The sequence below is a fragment of the Acinetobacter pragensis genome (assembly GCF_001605895.1).
In the GTDB taxonomy this organism is placed as follows: domain Bacteria; phylum Pseudomonadota; class Gammaproteobacteria; order Pseudomonadales; family Moraxellaceae; genus Acinetobacter; species Acinetobacter pragensis.
The window spans coordinates 1-17,993 of record NZ_LUAW01000017.1 but is presented as its reverse complement, the minus strand read 5'-3'; the positions used below and the strand labels follow the sequence as shown (position 1 = coordinate 17,993).

General features: G+C 47.5%; 16 protein-coding genes and 1 pseudogene. 6 read left to right on the top strand and 11 right to left on the bottom strand.

The window, feature by feature from the left end:
* Positions 1-9: 9 nt before the first annotated feature.
* Positions 10-540, bottom strand: a complete 531-nt coding sequence (locus AZH43_RS07570; RefSeq protein ID WP_067668329.1) for an ankyrin repeat domain-containing protein — start codon at positions 538-540, stop codon at positions 10-12.
* 186 nt (positions 541-726) lie between these two features.
* Entirely contained in the window at positions 727-2,241 is a 1,515-nt protein-coding gene (locus AZH43_RS07565) for a catalase (RefSeq protein WP_067668327.1), read from the bottom strand.
* Between the two features lie 225 nt (positions 2,242-2,466).
* On the opposite strand from AZH43_RS07565, the gene dtd reads away from it, so the two are divergent.
* Positions 2,467-2,907 carry a D-aminoacyl-tRNA deacylase gene (gene dtd, locus AZH43_RS07560; protein WP_067668438.1) on the top strand — a complete coding sequence of 147 codons (441 nt, stop codon included), beginning with the start codon at positions 2,467-2,469 and terminating at the stop codon, positions 2,905-2,907.
* 441 nt (positions 2,908-3,348) lie between these two features.
* Here dtd and AZH43_RS07555 read toward each other — a convergent pair whose 3' ends face one another.
* The 3 genes from AZH43_RS07555 to serB all read right to left on the bottom strand — a co-directional run bounded on the left by AZH43_RS07555 (position 3,349) and on the right by serB (position 5,945).
* A complete protein-coding gene (locus AZH43_RS07555; protein ID WP_067668325.1) occupies positions 3,349-3,828 on the bottom strand; it encodes an SCP2 sterol-binding domain-containing protein in 480 nt (159 codons plus the stop codon).
* Between the two features lie 151 nt (positions 3,829-3,979).
* Entirely contained in the window at positions 3,980-4,315 is a 336-nt protein-coding gene (gene aciT, locus AZH43_RS07550) for a ciprofloxacin tolerance protein AciT (RefSeq protein ID WP_067668436.1), read from the bottom strand.
* A gap of 409 nt (positions 4,316-4,724) precedes the next feature.
* Complete coding sequence (gene serB / locus AZH43_RS07545; RefSeq protein ID WP_067668323.1) at positions 4,725-5,945, bottom strand: phosphoserine phosphatase SerB; 1,221 nt, start codon at positions 5,943-5,945, stop codon at positions 4,725-4,727.
* 77 nt (positions 5,946-6,022) lie between these two features.
* On the opposite strand from serB, the gene AZH43_RS07540 reads away from it, so the two are divergent.
* Complete coding sequence (locus AZH43_RS07540) at positions 6,023-7,276, top strand: hypothetical protein (protein ID WP_067668321.1); 1,254 nt, start codon at positions 6,023-6,025, stop codon at positions 7,274-7,276.
* A gap of 102 nt (positions 7,277-7,378) precedes the next feature.
* Here AZH43_RS07540 and ppk1 read toward each other — a convergent pair whose 3' ends face one another.
* The 5 genes from ppk1 to AZH43_RS19055 all read right to left on the bottom strand — a co-directional run bounded on the left by ppk1 (position 7,379) and on the right by AZH43_RS19055 (position 13,239).
* Positions 7,379-9,442 carry a polyphosphate kinase 1 gene (ppk1, locus tag AZH43_RS07535; protein ID WP_067668319.1) on the bottom strand — a complete coding sequence of 688 codons (2,064 nt, stop codon included), beginning with the start codon at positions 9,440-9,442 and terminating at the stop codon, positions 7,379-7,381.
* A 183-nt stretch (positions 9,443-9,625) separates the two neighbouring features.
* The gene (locus AZH43_RS07530; protein WP_067668317.1) at positions 9,626-10,585 is read right to left on the bottom strand and encodes a bile acid:sodium symporter family protein; all 960 of its coding nucleotides are present in this window, start codon (positions 10,583-10,585) and stop codon (positions 9,626-9,628) included.
* Positions 10,586-10,664: 79 nt separating this feature from the next.
* Entirely contained in the window at positions 10,665-11,303 is a 639-nt protein-coding gene (gene pncA / locus AZH43_RS07525; RefSeq protein WP_067668434.1) for a bifunctional nicotinamidase/pyrazinamidase, read from the bottom strand.
* Positions 11,304-11,518: 215 nt separating this feature from the next.
* Positions 11,519-12,724 (bottom strand): 3-(3-hydroxy-phenyl)propionate transporter MhpT, encoded by a 1,206-nt coding sequence (gene mhpT / locus AZH43_RS07520; RefSeq protein WP_067668315.1) that lies wholly within the window; start codon positions 12,722-12,724, stop codon positions 11,519-11,521.
* A 386-nt stretch (positions 12,725-13,110) separates the two neighbouring features.
* Positions 13,111-13,239: a hypothetical protein gene (locus AZH43_RS19055; RefSeq protein ID WP_264753347.1), complete on the bottom strand. Its 129-nt coding sequence runs from the start codon at positions 13,237-13,239 to the stop codon at positions 13,111-13,113.
* Positions 13,240-13,451: 212 nt separating this feature from the next.
* On the opposite strand from AZH43_RS19055, the gene dapA reads away from it, so the two are divergent.
* From dapA to purC, 3 genes are read left to right on the top strand one after another with little or no spacing between them, the layout of a single operon-like run.
* A complete protein-coding gene (gene dapA, locus AZH43_RS07510; RefSeq protein ID WP_067668430.1) occupies positions 13,452-14,351 on the top strand; it encodes a 4-hydroxy-tetrahydrodipicolinate synthase in 900 nt (299 codons plus the stop codon).
* A gap of 13 nt (positions 14,352-14,364) precedes the next feature.
* Entirely contained in the window at positions 14,365-14,973 is a 609-nt protein-coding gene (locus tag AZH43_RS07505) for a lipoprotein-34 precursor (NlpB) (RefSeq protein ID WP_067668432.1), read from the top strand.
* Between the two features lie 37 nt (positions 14,974-15,010).
* Positions 15,011-15,730: a phosphoribosylaminoimidazolesuccinocarboxamide synthase gene (gene purC, locus AZH43_RS07500; protein WP_067668311.1), complete on the top strand. Its 720-nt coding sequence runs from the start codon at positions 15,011-15,013 to the stop codon at positions 15,728-15,730.
* A 297-nt stretch (positions 15,731-16,027) separates the two neighbouring features.
* Here purC and AZH43_RS07495 read toward each other — a convergent pair whose 3' ends face one another.
* The gene (locus AZH43_RS07495) at positions 16,028-17,302 is read right to left on the bottom strand and encodes a replication-associated recombination protein A (RefSeq protein ID WP_067668309.1); all 1,275 of its coding nucleotides are present in this window, start codon (positions 17,300-17,302) and stop codon (positions 16,028-16,030) included.
* A 265-nt stretch (positions 17,303-17,567) separates the two neighbouring features.
* Here AZH43_RS07495 and AZH43_RS19100 point away from each other — a divergent pair.
* A pseudogene (locus tag AZH43_RS19100) lies at positions 17,568-17,993 on the top strand (PAS domain-containing protein); the annotation flags it as partial.

Genomic DNA, 17,993 nt, shown 5'->3' with positions numbered 1-17,993 from the left:
GCGCAGCTGTTATTTCTCCGCCTCGGACGGATTCTTTTCCACAGCCTCGATAATCTGCTGCAGCTGTTTTTCCTGACCGATCACCTGCGCGAACTCCGCCGCAGTTTTCTGTCCCGGCGCTTTTGCATTGGCGTCGCAATCGACTTTACGCAGCTGTTTCGCAATAGAAAATTCCATTTTTAACAGTGCGCCCATTAGCGCCGTATTGCCCTTGTCGTCGCGCAGGCAGCGGTCTGCACCATAGCCGAGCAGTGTGCTGACGGATTCTGACTGACCGTAATACGCCGCCATCATTAAGGCCGTATACCCTTGCGCATTGCGCGCATCGACAGGGAAGCCGTTTTTCAGGAACTCATGCAGCACGTCCTGATTGCCGGTTTTTGCGGCGGCCATAAACAGGCTGGTCAATTCTTGCTGTGAGTTCATCTGAACGCTTGCGCCGCTTTGCGCGGGGGAGATATCTTGATGCTCAGCAGCCGTTGCGAATGCGGAACTGAAGGCCAAAATACTGGCAAAAACGGCTTGATGCAGTGCTTTCATGATGAACTCCAACAAAAATCGACGGTATACATTGCTCAAGAATGGTTCTAAAAACATTCATCATTGAGCGGGATAAGTGCCTGTAAAACTCACCCTAGGATTGCAGGAAAGGAAAAGAGTTTTACAGGGCTTTCTGTTGGTGATGTTTTACATCCTAGTCACCAATCTTGTTCAGACCGACCGCAATCAGTCTTTCAGTTGAGCTGCTTTGGCTTTCACCGCTGCGATGTCGCCTTTCACGGCTTGCGTTAAACGCATACCGTAGTCAGCGTCCGCTTTATAAAAATAAGACAGCATGATGTGCTTAGTTTCTGAATCTTTAACGCCGCCAAGATCGGCCGCCAAGTTCATGATCAAGTCATCTTTCTCTTTTGCCGTGTATGAACGGTAAAGCTCGCCGGCTTGCTTAAAGTTTTGCTCTTTTGTGCCGATTTGCTGTACATAACCGGACACAGGCGTTTTCACTGCGCGGGCTTTTTCTGTTGCCGGTTTTGGCTCTTTGCGGCTTGGTTCATAATTCACATCTGAATCGCGTGCGCCCGTATTCATATAGCCGTCTTGGTTATTGTTGTTCACATTCACCAATGCGCGGTTTACAGGAATTTGCTGATGGTTCGCGCCTAAACGGTACATTTGCGTATCTGAATAAGAGAAAATTCGGCCTTGCAGCAAACGGTCTTCAGACGGCTCGATACCTGGAACCAAGTTGCCCGGGGCAAATGCAGACTGCTCAGTTTCCTGGAAGAAATTCTTCGGCATGCGGTTCAGCGTTAAAGTCCCGACTTTCACTTCTGGAGCGGCATCTGTTGGCCAAATTTTTGTCGGGTCCAATGGATCAAAGTCAAATTTGCCTAAATCTTTAGGATCTAGAACCTGAATGTACAGATCCCATTTAGGGAAGTTGCCGGCATTGATATTGTTGTAAAGATCATTGGTTAAATGATTGAAGTCTTTGCCTAACTGTTCCGCCGCTTCTTTCACGTTCAAGCCTTTAACACCTTGCTTAGAACGGAAATTGAATTTCACGTATTTATATTCGCCCTTGCTGTTATACAGTTTGTATGCGTGAACGCCAAAACCGTCTTGTTCGCGGTAGCTGGTCGGAACACCCTGCTTGCCGTATACATAGGTCAGCATATTGGTGGCCCATGGCTGGCTCGACAAGAAGTCAAATACCCGGTTCGGATCTTGAACATTATTGATCGGGCTTGGCTTCATGGCATGGATGAAATCAGGGAATTTGATTGCGTCACGAATAAAGAAAACCGGGGTTTGGTTGCCCACTAGGTCCCAGTTGCCTTCTTGCGTGTAGAATTTAATCGCAAAACCATGCGGGTCACGCAAAGTTTCTGGAGAGCCTTTCGGATGAATAACCGTCGACATGCGGACAAACACCGGCGTTTTTGTACCGGCTTTAAATAATGACGCTAAAGTAATATCTGATAAATCTTTGGTAGCAACAAATTCGCCATAAGCGCCTGTACCGCGCGCATGCACAACCCGCTCAGGAATGCGCTCACGGCCAAAACGCTGCAGCTTTTGAACCAGCTGAACATCTTGCAGCAATGTTGGGCCAGCTTCACCGGCTGTGATGGAATTTTGATTGTCGCCTACTGGCGCACCGTTATCTTTGGTTAATGGCGCCGCTTGTGCGGCAGTTGCTGCTGTGAGCATGGCAACCAATATAGAACGCTTAAACATCTTCAAATCTCTCAATTCATACCTTTCCTGCACCAGCAACAATACAGAATCAATTAAAATTGATAAAACAGATTATTCTTATAAAATCAATCGTATTTTTAAATTGTTTAAAATATTACCGCCTGTTTTCAGCAGCTTATGATTATTTATTCAACACTTTGGGGATAAGGCTTGATGATTTTTTTGCTACAATGCCTGCGTTTTTTGTCATCATTTGAGTCCCATATGCGTGCCCTCCTTCAGCGTGTTCTAGAAGCCAAAGTGGTTGTCGACGGTGAAATCACCGGAGAAATTCAGCACGGAATTTTAGTATTCCTCGGCTTAGGAAAAGATGACTCATTGGAAAAGGGCAAAAAGCTGATTGATAAAATTTTAAAATACCGTTTTTTTGATGATGAACAAGGCAAAATGGGCTGGAATGTCAGTCAAGCCGGCGGCGGGCTGCTGCTGGTCTCTCAATTCACGCTGATGGCGCAAACGCAAAAAGGCCTGCGTCCTGATTTTGGCCCAGCAATGCCGCCCAGCGATGCCAAAGCCCTGTATGAGCAGCTGGTCAGCTACGCTGAGTCACAATTTAAAAATGTGCAAACCGGTATTTTTGCCGCTGACATGAAAGTCCATTTGGTCAATGACGGCCCTGTGACATTTAATCTGGAAGTTGAATAATTTATTTGGCAGCTCAACCTGTGCTGTAAATTGAATACGGCATCTGGTTCACATTCGAATTGATTTGAATCACCATGCCGCCATGATCCCTTCTCTTCAAAAGTATTCGCCAAGGCAACAGACGCGTAAACTTAAGCGGATACCGTACGGCGCAGTAATTTTTTGCTGGGCAGAATTTAATACAGGCTGAATGAATAGCGCTGAAGCTAAATCGCCGCTGGGCTGCATTTAAAGTGCAGCTGGCTCTGCGTGTCCAGCACGGCATGAATTTTAGCCGGAGCGGCTGACAGGAAAGAGCTGAGGCAATATCATGCAGATGCTGAATGCTTGCACAGCATTTGCTGGATTGCAGTTTGCCTTAAATAAACACCATAAAAAACCGATTGCAGCATGTCTGAAATCGGTTTTTTAACATCTATCTTTTAAGGCTGGCTTTCAAAATTAGCGGCCGGTTTTTTCTTTCAGGAATTGGCGGGCAATCTTAATTTTTTCTTTCACCGGTTTTGGCAGTTTCGGCGGAATCAATTTCGCTACGCGATTGAACCAGACCAATAAGCCAAAGTCGCCTTCCATTTTGATGCTGCCGTTTTGCATGCCCGTCATGAACGCCGTCGGGTCGCCTTTCATCAAAGTTTTTACGCCCTGCTCACTGTCAGCAAACTGCAAAATAAAATCCGCTTTTTCTGCATCGCCCGAAACTGTGTCAATTTGCCCATTATTTACAATAATTTGACGCGCTACGCCCAAGTCAGTCCCAATTTGAATGCGGAACTGGCGCTCATGAACCAATTCAATAAATTTTGGACTGGTGCGCGCAAGCTGTTTCATGCGCAGCGCTAAACCAGCGACCAGCAAATCCAGCGGATCCGTGCTGACATCAACCAGCGGCAGCTTTACGACAGGGATTGACGATAGTTTCATGACTTTGAGCCTATTGTAATTGTTGGAAAATTGACTGCTTCATCCTACCATAACTTCTATTTTCAGAGGCAAGCCTTTGTATAACAATTATCAAACGGCAGCCCATAAAAAATGCGCCCCAAAGCGCATTTTTTATGGATCTAATTATAGATTAACGGCTAGAGCACTGCTGCTGTTCATCTTCATACACAGGGGTATGCTCTATATAGCGGCGACTAGCTACCGCGCGCTCTGCACGGCGGTCTTCGCGCAGTAAAACCAAACTAAACACCACCATCGCAGACGTCATTGCGGTCAGATAGCTGTAGGTCATGGGCAATTCAAACACTGTTTGCGTGCCAAAACGAATGACTTCAATAAGTCCCCAAACCAGCATCCCGGCCAGCATAAAACTCAACCAGCGACGATAAGGCGAGAAGAAAACAGCAATCAACGCAGTGGCAATTAAACCGATGCCGATGATGGTCGCTAAATTCGCTGTTACCATAAAAACCTCCGTCATACGGCAGAAGCGGCATTCAATTGCTGCATTCTTCTGCCAACTAATACCGTTAAATGAATCAATGGAATATTGTTGATCTCAATCTCTATGCATGCATTATGAGGAGTTTTTTGTATAAAAAAAGTCTTGTATTTTGGGTAAGCGACATACCTTGTCGCAATATTATTTTGTCATTACATTTTTTAGTTTTCCGGTTTTTCTGGAACAATGATTCCATCCCGCTTGGCGTGTCATTACAAAAAAAACACGGCTTTTATACATTAAAAAAATATTTTTTCAGATGGGCTTAATCGTTGTTTTTCTCAGCAATTTTAAATTACCGCTGGTCGGCTTTAGCGTTGAATTGACAAAAAAAATGCGGCGCCAGCGCCGCATTTTCATCAAACCGTCATTTTTATGCACGGTTTAAGTCTTTGTCGTGCACGCCCAATAAGTACAGCACACCGTCCAGTCCCACACTGGAAATCGCCTGATTGGCGTTCTGGCGCACCAAAGGCTTAGCGCGGAACGCTACGCCCAGACCAGCAATAGACAGCATCGGCAGATCATTGGCGCCATCGCCGACTGCTATCGCCTGCTCTAAAGAAATCCCCATTTCTTCAGCAATATGGGTCAGCAGCAAAGCTTTGCGCGCGCCATCGACAATATGGCCTTTGACTTCACCGGTTACGACACCATCCTGAACATCCAGCACATTGGCATGCACTTCGTCCAAGCCCAGTTTTTCTTGCAGGTATTCTGCAAAATACTGAAAACCGCCAGACAGAATAGCGGTACGGTAACCTAATGATTTCAGTGTTGAAATCAGGCGTTCTGCTCCTTCTGTAATGGTCAGGCGCTCTGCAATTTTCGGCAGCACAGACGCATCCATGCCTTTGAGCAGCGCAACGCGCGCGCGGAAGCTTTGCTGAAAATCCAGCTCGCCCTGCATGGCGCGTTCTGTAATTTCCGCCACCTGCTGGCCGACGCCTGCTTCAATGGCCAATTCATCAATCACTTCCTGCTCAATCAGGGTTGAATCCATGTCAAAGCACACCAAACGGCGGTTGCGGCGGTAAGCATTGTCTTCCTGTACAGCCACATCCACACTCAGTTCCGCAGACAGGCGCAGGCACGCGGCACGCATTGCCGCGGCATCCAGCATCTGACCTTTCAGGCCGAACTGCACGCAGGCGCGTTTCGGGCCATTTTGCTGGCTGTTCAAGTGCGGACGGTCGGATAAACGGGTCACGGTTTCAATATTGAAGCCTTGGCCTGAGACGATTTTTGTAACGGCCTGTAAATGCGAAGCAGTCAGTTCTGGCGCCAAAGCCGTCACGATATAGCGTGTACGCCCCCCCTCACTCACCCATTGGTCATATTCTGCTGCAGAGATCGGTTTAAAGCGCACAGTTAAGCCGATATCATGTGCTAGAATCAGAATTTCCTTCATGGCTAATGCTGTCGCAGTTTGATCATCAGACGACACAACAATACCTAAAGTCAGCTGGTTATGGATGACGGCTTGTCCAACATCTAGAATTTGTAAGGAATGAGTGGAAAGAACCTGCATTAATCGTGTGAATTGATTAGGCTGGTCAGGTCCTAAAAATGAAATAAGAATGATTTCTCGCATGAAGTGACTCGGATCAGAGCTGCAACTGTTGTGAGAATCATAATCGAAAATGAACTGAATTGCCTTGGAAGTTTACGTTGAATGCGCCTAGACAAGGGCTATTTGCTAGCCTACTGATTATAAGTTTTGCTTTTCATACCTTTTTATTGGTATTGGCAACAACTCACCAGCTGAATGAAAACCGCGCCAGTCAGGGCCAGCTCATGACCAGCCAGCTGGTGACAGACAGCATTTCTGAAATGGAACCCGCGAATACCGTATCGCTGGCGTTGCTGGCGGACCGCTACGCGACCAATCCAAGCGTGGCCTCTATCCGCATTTTAAATGCCGATAATCAAGTGATGGCGACGGGCGGCTTGACCAAAACCCGCGAAGGTGAAGTTTTTGTCCGCGATGCGCTGCTGAATGAAAAGAAAGTCGGCACCATTGAAATCACCTTAATCAAACCAAGCATTGGCGAAATTTTACGCACCCAATGGCTGGCCATTTTAGCATCGCTGTTTATTCATGGACTGCTGTGGCTGGCTTACCGCGCCATTGCCCGTCCAAGCCGCACCGAATATCTGGCGCGCATCAACAATGAATCGCGCTTAAAGCATGAAATTCAAACGCTGACGCAGGCGCTAGAACAGGAAAAGCACAATGCCGCCGTGGCGATTGCGCAAGCGCAGCAAAATGCGCAAGCCAAAGCCAAGGCCAAAGAAAGCAAGCCGGTCATTGTCGACAGCAACGATTTGGCATTGAATATTCAGTTCTATGATCCTAAGCAATTGCTGGATACCGTCAATACGACCGTTTCTGTGCCATATTTCAATTTGTGTCAAATTTTCCTGAACAAAACTGTAGAATTATGCGTACAGCACTACAAGCTGAACAATTCAGACATCTGCACAGTCCATAAATTCAATGACAAAGGCGCAACCATCAGCATTTCGGCTGATACGCCGAATGCGCTGCAGTGCCTCACCATGATCAGCGCTGTCTTCCAGCTGCTGTCTGACGTGCTGTACAAGCGTTACCGTGAGGAAAAGCGCTTTGTGCTGCAGACCCGCAGTGCCGTATCCAGCGCAGTTGAAGCCATGCAGCTGTCTGCTGTACAGGCGGCTGAACGTTTGGTGCAGCAGCTGTCTGCAAAAGAAAGCGCAGTGCATGTGCCGAATACGCAGCTGAAAGAAATTTCTGAGCATTTCCAGCTGGTCAGCTTGCCGAATCCAACCAATGTGCTGACCCGCCACGCCTTCATGGTGAATGGCATGGATAGCGGCGCCGCTGAACTAGCGCAAAGCTTCCGGACTGAGATTTTAAAATCCAAGCAGTCCAAAGCCTCTTGAATTGCAGATGCAGAATAAAAAAAGCCTGATATTGTTCAGGCTTTTTTTATTAGCGAAAATCAATCCTCAAGATGCATTGCATTTTGCGAAATGCTTTAAACCTTAGACTTTCAGCATTTTTTGTTCAATCAGCAGCCGCTGGGCGCTATGCGCCTGAGCAGGATCAGTGCAGGCTGCCTTTGTCCAATGGCCGTCTGACTGCAGCTCCCATGCATTTTGATTGTCCTGCAGATAATTCATTAGGCCATCTTTAAAAATCCGTTTTTTCAGGCTGCTGTCTAAAATCGGAAAACAGGTTTCCACACGTGAAAACAGATTGCGCCCCATCCAGTCCGCACTGGCGCAATACAATTTCTTCTCGCCGCCATGCTCAAAATAATACACGCGGGTATGTTCTAAAAAGCGTCCGACAATTGAGCGTACATGAATATGCTCTGACATGCCTTTCACTTGAGGAATCAGGCAGCAAATGGAGCGGATGATTAAATCCACTTTCACCCCGGCTTCGGAAGCGCGGTACAGCGCTGCGATCAGCTGCGGCTCTGTCAGCGCATTGACTTTAATGATAATGCGGGCGGCTTTTCCTGCTTGAGCAAAGACGATTTCCTGCTCAATCAATTTCAGCAATTCACTGTGCAAAGTAAATGGCGCGTGCAGCAAGGCTTTCAATTTGGCCATTTTGCCCATGCCGGTCAATTCCTGAAACATGCGGTGCACATCTTCACAAATATCCGGCTGTGTGGTCATGAGGCCGTAATCGGTATACATCCGCGCATTGCCGGCATGGTAATTGCCCGTGCCTAAATGCACGTAGCGCAGCAGCTGATGGCTTTCACGGCGCACAATCAGAATCATTTTGGCGTGGGTTTTATAGCCGACAATGCCATACACCACCACGGCGCCGGCTTCCTGCAGAATATTCGCCACAATGATATTGGATTCTTCATCAAAACGCGCGCGCAACTCAATCACAGCCGTGACTTCTTTGCCATTGCGCGCGGCTTCCGCCAGCACCTGCACTATTTCTGAATCCGGCCCGCTGCGGTACAGCGTCTGTTTAATCGCCAAAACTTTCGGATCTTTGGCGGCTTCTTTCAGCAGGCTGATGACTGGCTGAAAAGAATCAAAAGGATGATGCAGCAGCACATCCTGCGTCTTTAAAATATCAAAGATACTTTGCTGTTTTCGGAAAATTTTGGGAATCACTGGGGTAAAGAGAGGGTGCTTCAACTCGGGGCGGTCAAAACTGCTGCTTAAGCGCGACAGATTAATCGGCCCGTCAGTCCGGTACAGCTCCTGTTCCGTCAAGTCAAACTCATTCAGCAAGTACCGAATAATCGTTTCAGGACAGTCATCTTCAATTTCCAGCCGCACTGCCCGGCCGAAACGGCGCGATGACAGTTCATCCTTCAGCGCTACCGCCAAATCATCCACATCTTCGGACAGGATGAGATCCGCATTGCGGGTGACGCGGAATGCATAACAGCCGGTCGCCCGCATGCCCGGAAATAAATCGCTGATATGCTGCTGAATAATTGCGGTCAGGAAAATCTGGGCATCTGCGCATCCTGCAACGGCAGCGGGCAAATGAATTAATCGGGGCAAGGAGCGCGGCGCAGGCACAATCGCCAAAGTGATTTCTCGGCCAAAAGCATCTTTGCCTTCAAGGCTGACAATAAAATTCAGGCTTTTATTCACCAGCCGCGGAAATGGATGGGATGGATCCAAACTGATCGGGGTAAGAACCGGCTGCACTTCTTTCGCAAAGAATTTGGCAATCCAAGCCAGATGCCTGTCTTCAATATCCTGATATTGAATGAACTGTATGCCATTGGCCAGCAGTTCGGGCAATATGGCGCGATTCAAAATTTCATACTGTTCTTTAACCGAAGCATGTACCGCTTCGGACAAGGCCTGCAAGACTACTTCTGTCGGCAATGCATCTGGCGTACGGGCAATGGCGTTTAAATCACGCTGTTTCATTAAACCCGCAATGCGGATTTCAAAAAATTCATCTAAGTTGCGGGCAAAAATGATCAGAAAACCCAGTCGTTCCAGTAACGGCAAGCGGGTATCCTGTGCCTGTGCAAGTACACGGCGGTTAAATTCAAACAGCGACAATTCCCGATTGAAATAGGTCTCCGATGAATGCTGAAAGTTTTGCATACCCTCTCAATGCTGTTTTTCAACAGTCTGTTATAAAGCTTACGGAGAGGCATGTTAGGCAGACATTATGACAATCATGTTACATCGCGCCCGAAGCGTTATTTTTCATTGCAATAACGGCGAGACTGCCGCAATAAAAAAGAGCGACGCGCGCTCTTTTCAACATAATGATCAACAGATGCATTAAAGAGGCTCAGATTGCTCTTCAGCAGGCTCCGCTCTGCTGGCCCAATAGCTGGCTAAAGCTGGGCCAGAAATATTATGCCAAAGGCTGAAAATAGCGCTCGGCACCGCCGTAACAGGCGATGCCGCAAAATGCGCAGCCGCCAATGCCACACCCAAGCCTGAATTCTGCATGCCGACTTCTACTGCAACGGCTTTGCAGTCAGCATACGGCAGCTGCAGCAGTTTACTGGCCCAAAAACCCAGTAAATAGCCCAAGCCGTTATGCAGCATGACCACGCCTAAAATCAGCAGGCCGGATTCCAAAATCTGCGCTTTGCTGCCCGCAATAATGGCCGCGACAATAGCCACAATCCCCAGGACTGAAATCAGCGGCATGACCTGAATATAAGATTCGGCTTGACGTTTAAATACACTGCGGGCAATCAGCCCTAAAAAGATCGGAAACAGCACAACCTGCAAAATTGACACCAGCATTGACAGCGCATTGATTTCAATCCACTGGCTGGCCAGCAGATAAAAAATTGCAGGCGTCAAAATCGGTGCAAGAAGAGTGGAAACCGAAGTGCAGGCCACCGACAGCGCAGTATTGCCTTTGGCCATATAAGTAATGACATTTGATGCTGTTCCGCCTGGGCAGCAGCCCACCAGAATCACCCCCACCGCTATTTCTGCCGGTAAGGAAAAGGCTTTGCATAATACATAGGCCAATCCCGGCATGACCAGAAACTGGGCCGCCACACCAATCAGCACGGCCTTCGGACTGCGCATGACGCCTTTAAAATCCGCTGGAGTCATGGTCATGCCCATCCCGAACATGATGATGCCGAGCACCCACGGAATATACGCTTTCAGCCAAACAAACACGTCCGGCATCCAGAGCGCAAGGCCTGAAAACAGCACCACCCAAAAGGCGAAAGTCTTTTGAACCCATTGATTGAAGTTTAGAAATGCTGCCATTCGTTTTGACCTCTGCTGCATTCAAAATAAAAAGGCATCTGGAAATGATGCCTTGGATCACCGGCTATCAGCGCCGAAACTAAACAGTTTCATGCACTTTGACAATATCTTTTGTATAAATGCGCTTTACGCCGTGCGCCAGCATCTCTTGCCACGCATGCTGCAATGACCCCTGCAGATCAATGCCTTTGCAGGCATCCGCAATGACAAAAGACCGAAAGCCCAGCTTGCAGGCATCAATGGCTGTCCACGCTACGCAGAAGTCTGTTGCAATACCGGTAATAAAGACGGTGTTAATGCCGCGCTCTTTTAAATAGCCGGCAAGCCCGGTCGAAGTCTGATGATCGGCCTCGAGAAAGGCAGAATAACTGTCAATTTCTGCATGAAAACCTTTACGGATAATCAGCTGGGCGTGCGGCACATTCAAGTCACGGTGCAAAGCGGCATCATGCGTGCCTTGAACGCAATGCGCCGGCCACAGGACTTGTGCGCCATAAGCCAGCTGAACCGTTTCATAGGCCTTGCGCCCCGCATGATTCTCTGCAAAAGAAATATGATTGGCGGGATGCCAGTCCTGCGTCAGCACCACATGATCAAAATACTGCGCCAGCTGATTGACTGCAGGAATAATTTGATCAGCGTTGGCGACCGCTAAATTGCCGCCCGGGGTAAATCCATTTTGAATATCGACAATAATCAATGCACTCGTCTTCTGCATAAGGCTCGGTTCCATTTTATTATTCCTTGCTTACAGCACGTCAGCATAGCGTAAAAACCGCAAGTATTCAGGTTCAGCCTCAAAAATGAAATGGCCCGGGCGCTATATTCATCCCGCCGAAAAGCAAATGATTTACTCTGAAAGCACAGCGATATCCCATGTCTACGCATATAAAAAAAGCCCGCTGATGCAGGCTTTTTTTATATTGTTTGCTGTTATTGCGGAATGCGGCGCACCAGCAGCAGCATGAAGATGGCTGAAATAATGATGCATGGAATGGCTGCAGAAATCACCCCTGCTGCGCCAAACCCTGCGGCCAGCAACTGGCCGGCAATGGCAGGCCCAAGCATTGCGCCGATACGGCCTACAGCAGAACCCACGCCAACCCCTGTGCCGCGCACTTCTGTCGGATAGACAATGCCGCCGAATGCGTACAGCACGCCTTGGCAGCCAATCACAAAGGCGCCGACCAAAGCCGAAGCCATGTACATTTGCGTTAACGACCCTGCGCCATTCAGCGCAAATAGGCCCGCCAAAATACCGCCGTACATCAAAATAATCACATAGGCTTTTTTCCAGCGGTCTGTCAGCATGCCTAAAATAATGGTGCCGACAGTCGCGCTCACCATGAAGTAGAATTGTGCTGTTGCGCCGTCTTTACGGCTGAAGCCAAGCTCTGTAAACAATGACGGCAGCCAGCTCAGCATGATGTACACCACCATCAGCGTAAAGAAGTAGCTCACCCAGATGCAGAAAGTGCGGATCCGGTTTTCTGTATTGAATAAATCCTTGAATGACGCTTTTGGCGCCGCATCTTCTGCCGATGCCGCTTTGTCTTGGGTTTTCAAGAATTCACGCGACTCTGGCAGCAGCCAGATCATCAGCGGAATTACAATAATTGGCAACAAACCGCCTAAATAGAATACATTTTTCCAGTTTGCGCCAAAGTCCGTGGTCGCAATGAGCGACAGAATAGCCGCGCCAACCGGCATACCGCAGTACATCAGGCCCACAGCCCTGCCGCGGTTTTGCGGCGTTACTGCTTCAGAAGCCAGCGTAATCAGAATCGGCATGGCTGCGCCTAAGCCTGCGCCTGCCAAAAAGCGTACCGCCAGCAAACTGTTGAAGCTGTTGACCCACACCGTGCACAGCGTAAATAAAGCAAAAACGGCTGTAGACCAAATCAGGACTTTTTTGCGTCCAATCCGGTCTGCAATACGACCACCAATCAGTGCGCCAGGCAATAAGCCCAGAATCCCTGCACTAAAAAACACGCCCAATTGCGATTTGTCCAAGCCAAAGTACTCGCGGATACCAGCAGCGGCAATGCCTGCCGCCTGAATATCCAAGCCTTCAATGACCGCAATCAGGAAACAGATGGCGACCGTGACAATAGCGTGTTTATTGTCTGATTTTTCCATTGGAGAATCCTTGTTCAATCAGTGTTCAAATTAGAAAGTCATCATCTATGAGCGCGCGTTCTAAAATAACTATCAATAAGTTGAACCTTTTACTCAGGTTTCACTTTAAATGATGGATTGTTATCATTTTTTACAGAGGGCAATAAAGTCATAAAAACAATAACTGAAATAGGCAAACTGATCCCAAAACAAGAAATCCCGCTTTCAGATCAGCATCAGCAGTCAGAATCCAGCCCAGCGATGTTTTTTGTTTTATATTTAAAACAGATTATTAAGATAGTTTTTATTGATCATTTTAATCATGCGCAGCAAAAAACAAGATAGCTTTCAGGTCTATCCTCATCTGTTTTTCCTCTTAAAATCAGAGTAAAAAGCACGGATTTCAATCATTTCCATGCATTCAAGATAATTGAAGCGCCCGAGTTCGGGCCATACGGCATCGCTAAGCCGGCTAAAATTGACGGCGCCGATATTTTTTTTGATCCTGCTGTCTTTGTGTAAACTTCTGCGTTCATCTGCTTGATTGTTTTAAATATGCTTTGTATAAAGAATTTTATGGCTTTGACTAAAGCATATTGTTCTTATGCTTGCGATCAGTCATAATTTGCCTAAGCAATATTCAACTGCCATTAAGCGCATTGATTTTGCTATAAATCAAAATACGAACCCATCCAAATTCATGTTTCCCAAACTTCGCTTCGGATGGACAAATAGGATTTTTTTCAAAATGACTCAGCAAGCACAGACCATTCAAGGCTCAATTGTCGCAATCGTCACCCCCATGTTTGAAGATGGAAGCGTAGATTGGAAGGGTCTAGAGAAGCTGGTTGAGTGGCATATTGCCCAAGGCACCAACAGCATTGTTGCCGTCGGCACCACAGGCGAAGCGTCAACGCTAAGCATGGCTGAACATACGCAAGTGATCAAAGAAATCATCCGTGTGGCCAACAAGCGCATCCCGATTATTGCCGGCACTGGCGCAAACTCTACCCATGAAGCGATTGAGCTGACTAAAGAAGCCAAAGAGCTAGGGGCAGACGCAGCCTTGCTGGTTACGCCGTATTATAACAAACCGACTCAGGAAGGCTTGTTCCAGCACTATAAAGCAATTGCTGAAGCAGCGGACATGCCGATGATCCTTTACAATGTTCCGGGCCGTACAGGCGTCGACATGGAAAACGAAACCGTGATCCGCCTTGCTGACATTGCGCAAATTGTCGGCATTAAAGATGCTACCGGCGATGTGCCGCGCGGCCAAGCCCTGATTGAAGGCTTAAAAGGCAAAGACATGACCGTGTATTCAGGTGATGACGCAACAGCTTACCAATTAATGGGCTTAGGCGCGCAGGGCAACATTTCAGTCACGGCCAATGTTGCGCCGAAAGAAATGAGCGAAGTCTGCGCAGCTGCCATTGCCGGCGATGCGGCTGGCGCGGAACTGCTGAATGCCAAAGTTGCAAATTTACACAATATTCTATTTTGTGAATCGAACCCGATTCCTGTGAAATGGGCACTTCATGACATGGGCTTAATCGGCGCAGGCATCCGCTTGCCGTTAACTCCGCTAGCAGAACAATACCGCGCACCGCTTCATGAAGCATTAGCCGATGCGGGCGTTATTCAATAAAGAGCAAAATATTATGCAATTACGTTTAGGATTAACCCTTGCGCTTTCAGTATTCAGTTTAGCCGGCTGCAGTTCCTTAGCCTTTAACAACGGCACTTTGGACTACAAAAACACCACCGAGCTTAATCCGCTGCAATATCCTGAAGGTTCAGTGGTTCGTCCTGCAACGCCGCTGTATCCTGCTCCAACGGTTGATCAGCTTGCTATTGAGCATGCTCCTAAACTGGAAAATCAGAAAGGCAACCGTTTTTCCCTGCCGCGCCCTGACGAAACTCAGGAACAATCCATTTCTGATGCCGGTCAGTCCGAAGAGGCTTCTATCGGCCGCCCTCAGCTGGTAACAGACGGAAATCAGAATCCATTGCTCAAAATCGATGGAAATTCTGCTACAATTTGGCAATACACACTTGCTACCCTCAGCAGCCTTAATCATACCGTCGTTGGTCAGAGCAAAAACCGTTACGAAGTAACCGTTAAAGTCGATCAGCAAACCTATATTTTAAGACTTTCATCTGCCGGGTCCAGCAACAGCCTTGCTGTGTTCAATGCCGATAACAGTTTTGCAGACAAAGAGAAAGCTGCAGACCTGTTAGCTCAGATTTACCAAAATTGGCCAGCCTAGACATTTCTAGGCATTTTTTTTGAAAAAGGTTCCCTCCATGTTAAAACAAACCTTGCTCTATACTGGTAAAGCGAAATCTGTTTATGAAACAGACAGCGCAGATCACCTTATCCTAGTCTTCCGTGACGATGCATCTGCATTCAACGGCGAGAAAATCGAACAGCTGGATCGTAAAGGTAAGGTGAACAACCGTTTTAACGCCTTTATCATGGAAAAATTGGCTGCTGCCGGCATTGAAACTCACTTTGAAAAACTTCTTTCTCCGACTGAAGTTTTAGTGAAAAAATTAACAATGATTCCTGTTGAATGCGTAGTGCGCAACTATGCTGCAGGTTCATTATGCCGCCGCCTGGGTGTTGAAGAAGGCAAAGAGCTGGTTCCGCCTACATTTGAATTATTCTTTAAAGATGACGCGCTGGGCGACCCGATGGTCAATGAATCTCAAGCGATTTCTTTAGGCTGGGCAACAGCTGAACAGCTGGCTCAAATGAAAGAATTGACATACAAAGTGAACGAAGTGCTGAAAGAGCTTTTCGCTGCCGGCAATATGCTTCTTGTTGACTTCAAACTTGAATTCGGCGTATTCCACGACCGCATCGTTCTCGGTGACGAATTCTCTCCAGACGGCTGCCGCCTATGGGATAAAGACACCAAGAAAAAATTAGACAAAGACCGTTTCCGCCAAGGTTTAGGCGGTGTGGTTGAAGCGTATGAAGAAGTTGCTGCCCGTATCGGCATTGACCTTTCAGATATCTAATTGACCTTCTATTAGATCGCTTAGCGATAAAAAAAACCGGGCATTAAGCCCGGTTTTTTTATGCATTCAGAAAAATCAGCTCAATGTATTAATCTAAAAAACAGATTATTAACATGAAAACTATCGTTTTTACAATATGTGATAGATCACATAAAATATTTTTCATACCAGGCAACATGAGCAGTTTCACCGCTGATGCTTTGCCGACCAGATTGCAATGTCTATTTTTAATACCCTCTAGGATGTATCTCCCAAGGAACATCCTATTTTGCCCAGCCCCCTAAGCTGGGCTTTTTTTTACTGCTGCTGCTGTTCCTGCATCCAGCGGCGCTGCTGCAGGCGCTCGCCTTCCACTTCCCGCTTATTGCGGGCAGACTCATACAGCTTAGTGCCTTTCAATTCTGGCGGCAGGTAGTCCTGCAGCACAAAATGCTCTGGATAGTTATGCGGATACAGATAATCCGCGCCATAGCCCTGTTCCTTCATCAGCTTGGTCGGCGCATTGCGCAAATGCAGCGGCACAGGCAAATTTGCGGTTTTTTCCGCTAAGCTCATGGCCTGATTAATGGCCAAATACGTGCTGTTGCTTTTGGCGCTGGTGGCCAAATATACGGCGCATTGCCCCAGTATAATCCGCGCTTCGGGCATGCCAATAACCTGTACAGAGCGGAAGCATTCACCCGCCAGCAGCAGCGCATTCGGGTTGGAGTTGCCGATATCCTCAGATGAAGCAATCAGCATGCGGCGCGCAATAAATACCGGGTCTTCCCCGCCTTTCAGCATGCGCGCCAGCCAGTACAACGCTGCATCGGGGTCACTGCCGCGAATGGATTTAATCAAAGCGGAAACCAAGTCATAATGCTGTTCACCGGATTTGTCATAGCGCGCAATATTCTGCTGCGCGACTTTAACCACCACGGCATTAGTAATCGTATTTTCCTGATCCGGTTCAAAAGTACTGGCAATTAAGTCCAATAAATTAAGCGCCTTACGCGCATCCCCAGCTGCAAATTGAATCAGGGCTTCAAATTCTTCAATCTGAATATGCCGTTCTTTTAAGAAGCTGTCGCTGCGCAGCGCATGGGTCAGCAACGTTTGAATCGATTCAGCGTCCAAGGCATTCAGGGTATACACCTGACAGCGCGACAGCAGCGCGCTGTTGACCTCAAAGGACGGATTTTCCGTAGTTGCGCCAATCAGGGTAATCTTGCCTTTTTCCACCGCATTCAGCAGCGCATCCTGCTGCGATTTATTAAAGCGGTGAATTTCGTCAATAAACACGACCGGCGTCAATAAATCACCGCCATCGGCAATTACTTCCCGCAGTTCCTTCACCCCGGTATTCAGTGCGGATAAGCTGACAAAAGGCCGGTCTACCGCTTGCGCCAGCAGCAGGGCGATAGTGGTTTTTCCGACACCGGGCGGCCCCCAAAAAATAATGGACGGCAAATGCCCCTGATCGATCATTTGACGCAGCGGCGCCTGATCTCCCAGTAAATGATCCTGTCCAATAATTTCGGACAGGTCGCGGGGTCGAATACGTTCGGGTAGTGGAATATTGCTGTCTGACATCTTCTGATTTCACGGCTGCTAAAACACGTCGGGATCTATTCTAACATCAGGATTTTAAATCCACGCGCTTTATTCATCATGCAGATGCTCTGGCGCCTTCAAATTTCCTGTTTAACCCTTAGTATAAACACACTATGCAAAGGCTGATAAATATGTTTAATTGACCAAGCATCATTGAAATAATTTGATCAAAAAACCAATTTTATAAACTAAAAAATGTGATTAATGCCATACTTTGCTGTGTGGTCACTCAGTGGTGGACGTCATGAAATCGTCATTGAAAAGCAAAGCGCAAACACCCGCGCAAATTGAAACTGAGATTGCAGCCCAATTTCAGCCACCTGCTATTTTTCCAATGCCGATATCCAATGTACAGCTTCATGATTTAATTGATCATTTTCATCTGCCGATTTGGCTGAAAACCCGTCAGGGAACCTCAGATATCAACAGCGCGATGATGCAGTTTACGGGGCTGCAGCAGAACCCGCTAAATGACGGGCAGTGGCTTCAGTTCATACATCCCGAAGATTTAGAGCATTTGATGGCGCTGTGGCGCAACGCGCTTGCAAACACTCAAATTTCAGATATTATTGCGGGTGTCATCTCAAATGTTTTTTATCAGGACCTGAATTTCAGCAAAGAACAAATTGCTGAAGCCGTCAAAGTCTACGGGGTGATTTTCAGCTTGGTC

Bases quoted from the DNA above. Each gene is read 5' to 3' on its own strand.
- serB (WP_067668323.1), bottom strand. From the start codon at position 5,945: ATGCGAGAAATCATTCTTATTTCATTTTTAGGACCTGACCAGCCTAAT.
- AZH43_RS19055 (WP_264753347.1), bottom strand. From the start codon at position 13,239: ATGAACGCAGAAGTTTACACAAAGACAGCAGGATCAAAAAAAATATCG.
- aciT (WP_067668436.1), bottom strand. From the start codon at position 4,315: ATGGTAACAGCGAATTTAGCGACCATCATCGGCATCGGTTTAATTGCC.
- AZH43_RS07565 (WP_067668327.1), bottom strand. From the start codon at position 2,241: ATGTTTAAGCGTTCTATATTGGTTGCCATGCTCACAGCAGCAACTGCC.
- ppk1 (WP_067668319.1), bottom strand. From the start codon at position 9,442: ATGCAAAACTTTCAGCATTCATCGGAGACCTATTTCAATCGGGAATTG.
- dtd (WP_067668438.1), top strand. From the start codon at position 2,467: ATGCGTGCCCTCCTTCAGCGTGTTCTAGAAGCCAAAGTGGTTGTCGAC.
- AZH43_RS07530 (WP_067668317.1), bottom strand. From the start codon at position 10,585: ATGGCAGCATTTCTAAACTTCAATCAATGGGTTCAAAAGACTTTCGCC.
- dapA (WP_067668430.1), top strand. From the start codon at position 13,452: ATGACTCAGCAAGCACAGACCATTCAAGGCTCAATTGTCGCAATCGTC.
- AZH43_RS07495 (WP_067668309.1), bottom strand. From the start codon at position 17,302: ATGTCAGACAGCAATATTCCACTACCCGAACGTATTCGACCCCGCGAC.
- pncA (WP_067668434.1), bottom strand. From the start codon at position 11,303: ATGCAGAAGACGAGTGCATTGATTATTGTCGATATTCAAAATGGATTT.
- mhpT (WP_067668315.1), bottom strand. From the start codon at position 12,724: ATGGAAAAATCAGACAATAAACACGCTATTGTCACGGTCGCCATCTGT.
- purC (WP_067668311.1), top strand. From the start codon at position 15,011: ATGTTAAAACAAACCTTGCTCTATACTGGTAAAGCGAAATCTGTTTAT.
- AZH43_RS07505 (WP_067668432.1), top strand. From the start codon at position 14,365: ATGCAATTACGTTTAGGATTAACCCTTGCGCTTTCAGTATTCAGTTTA.
- AZH43_RS07570 (WP_067668329.1), bottom strand. From the start codon at position 540: ATGAAAGCACTGCATCAAGCCGTTTTTGCCAGTATTTTGGCCTTCAGT.
- AZH43_RS07555 (WP_067668325.1), bottom strand. From the start codon at position 3,828: ATGAAACTATCGTCAATCCCTGTCGTAAAGCTGCCGCTGGTTGATGTC.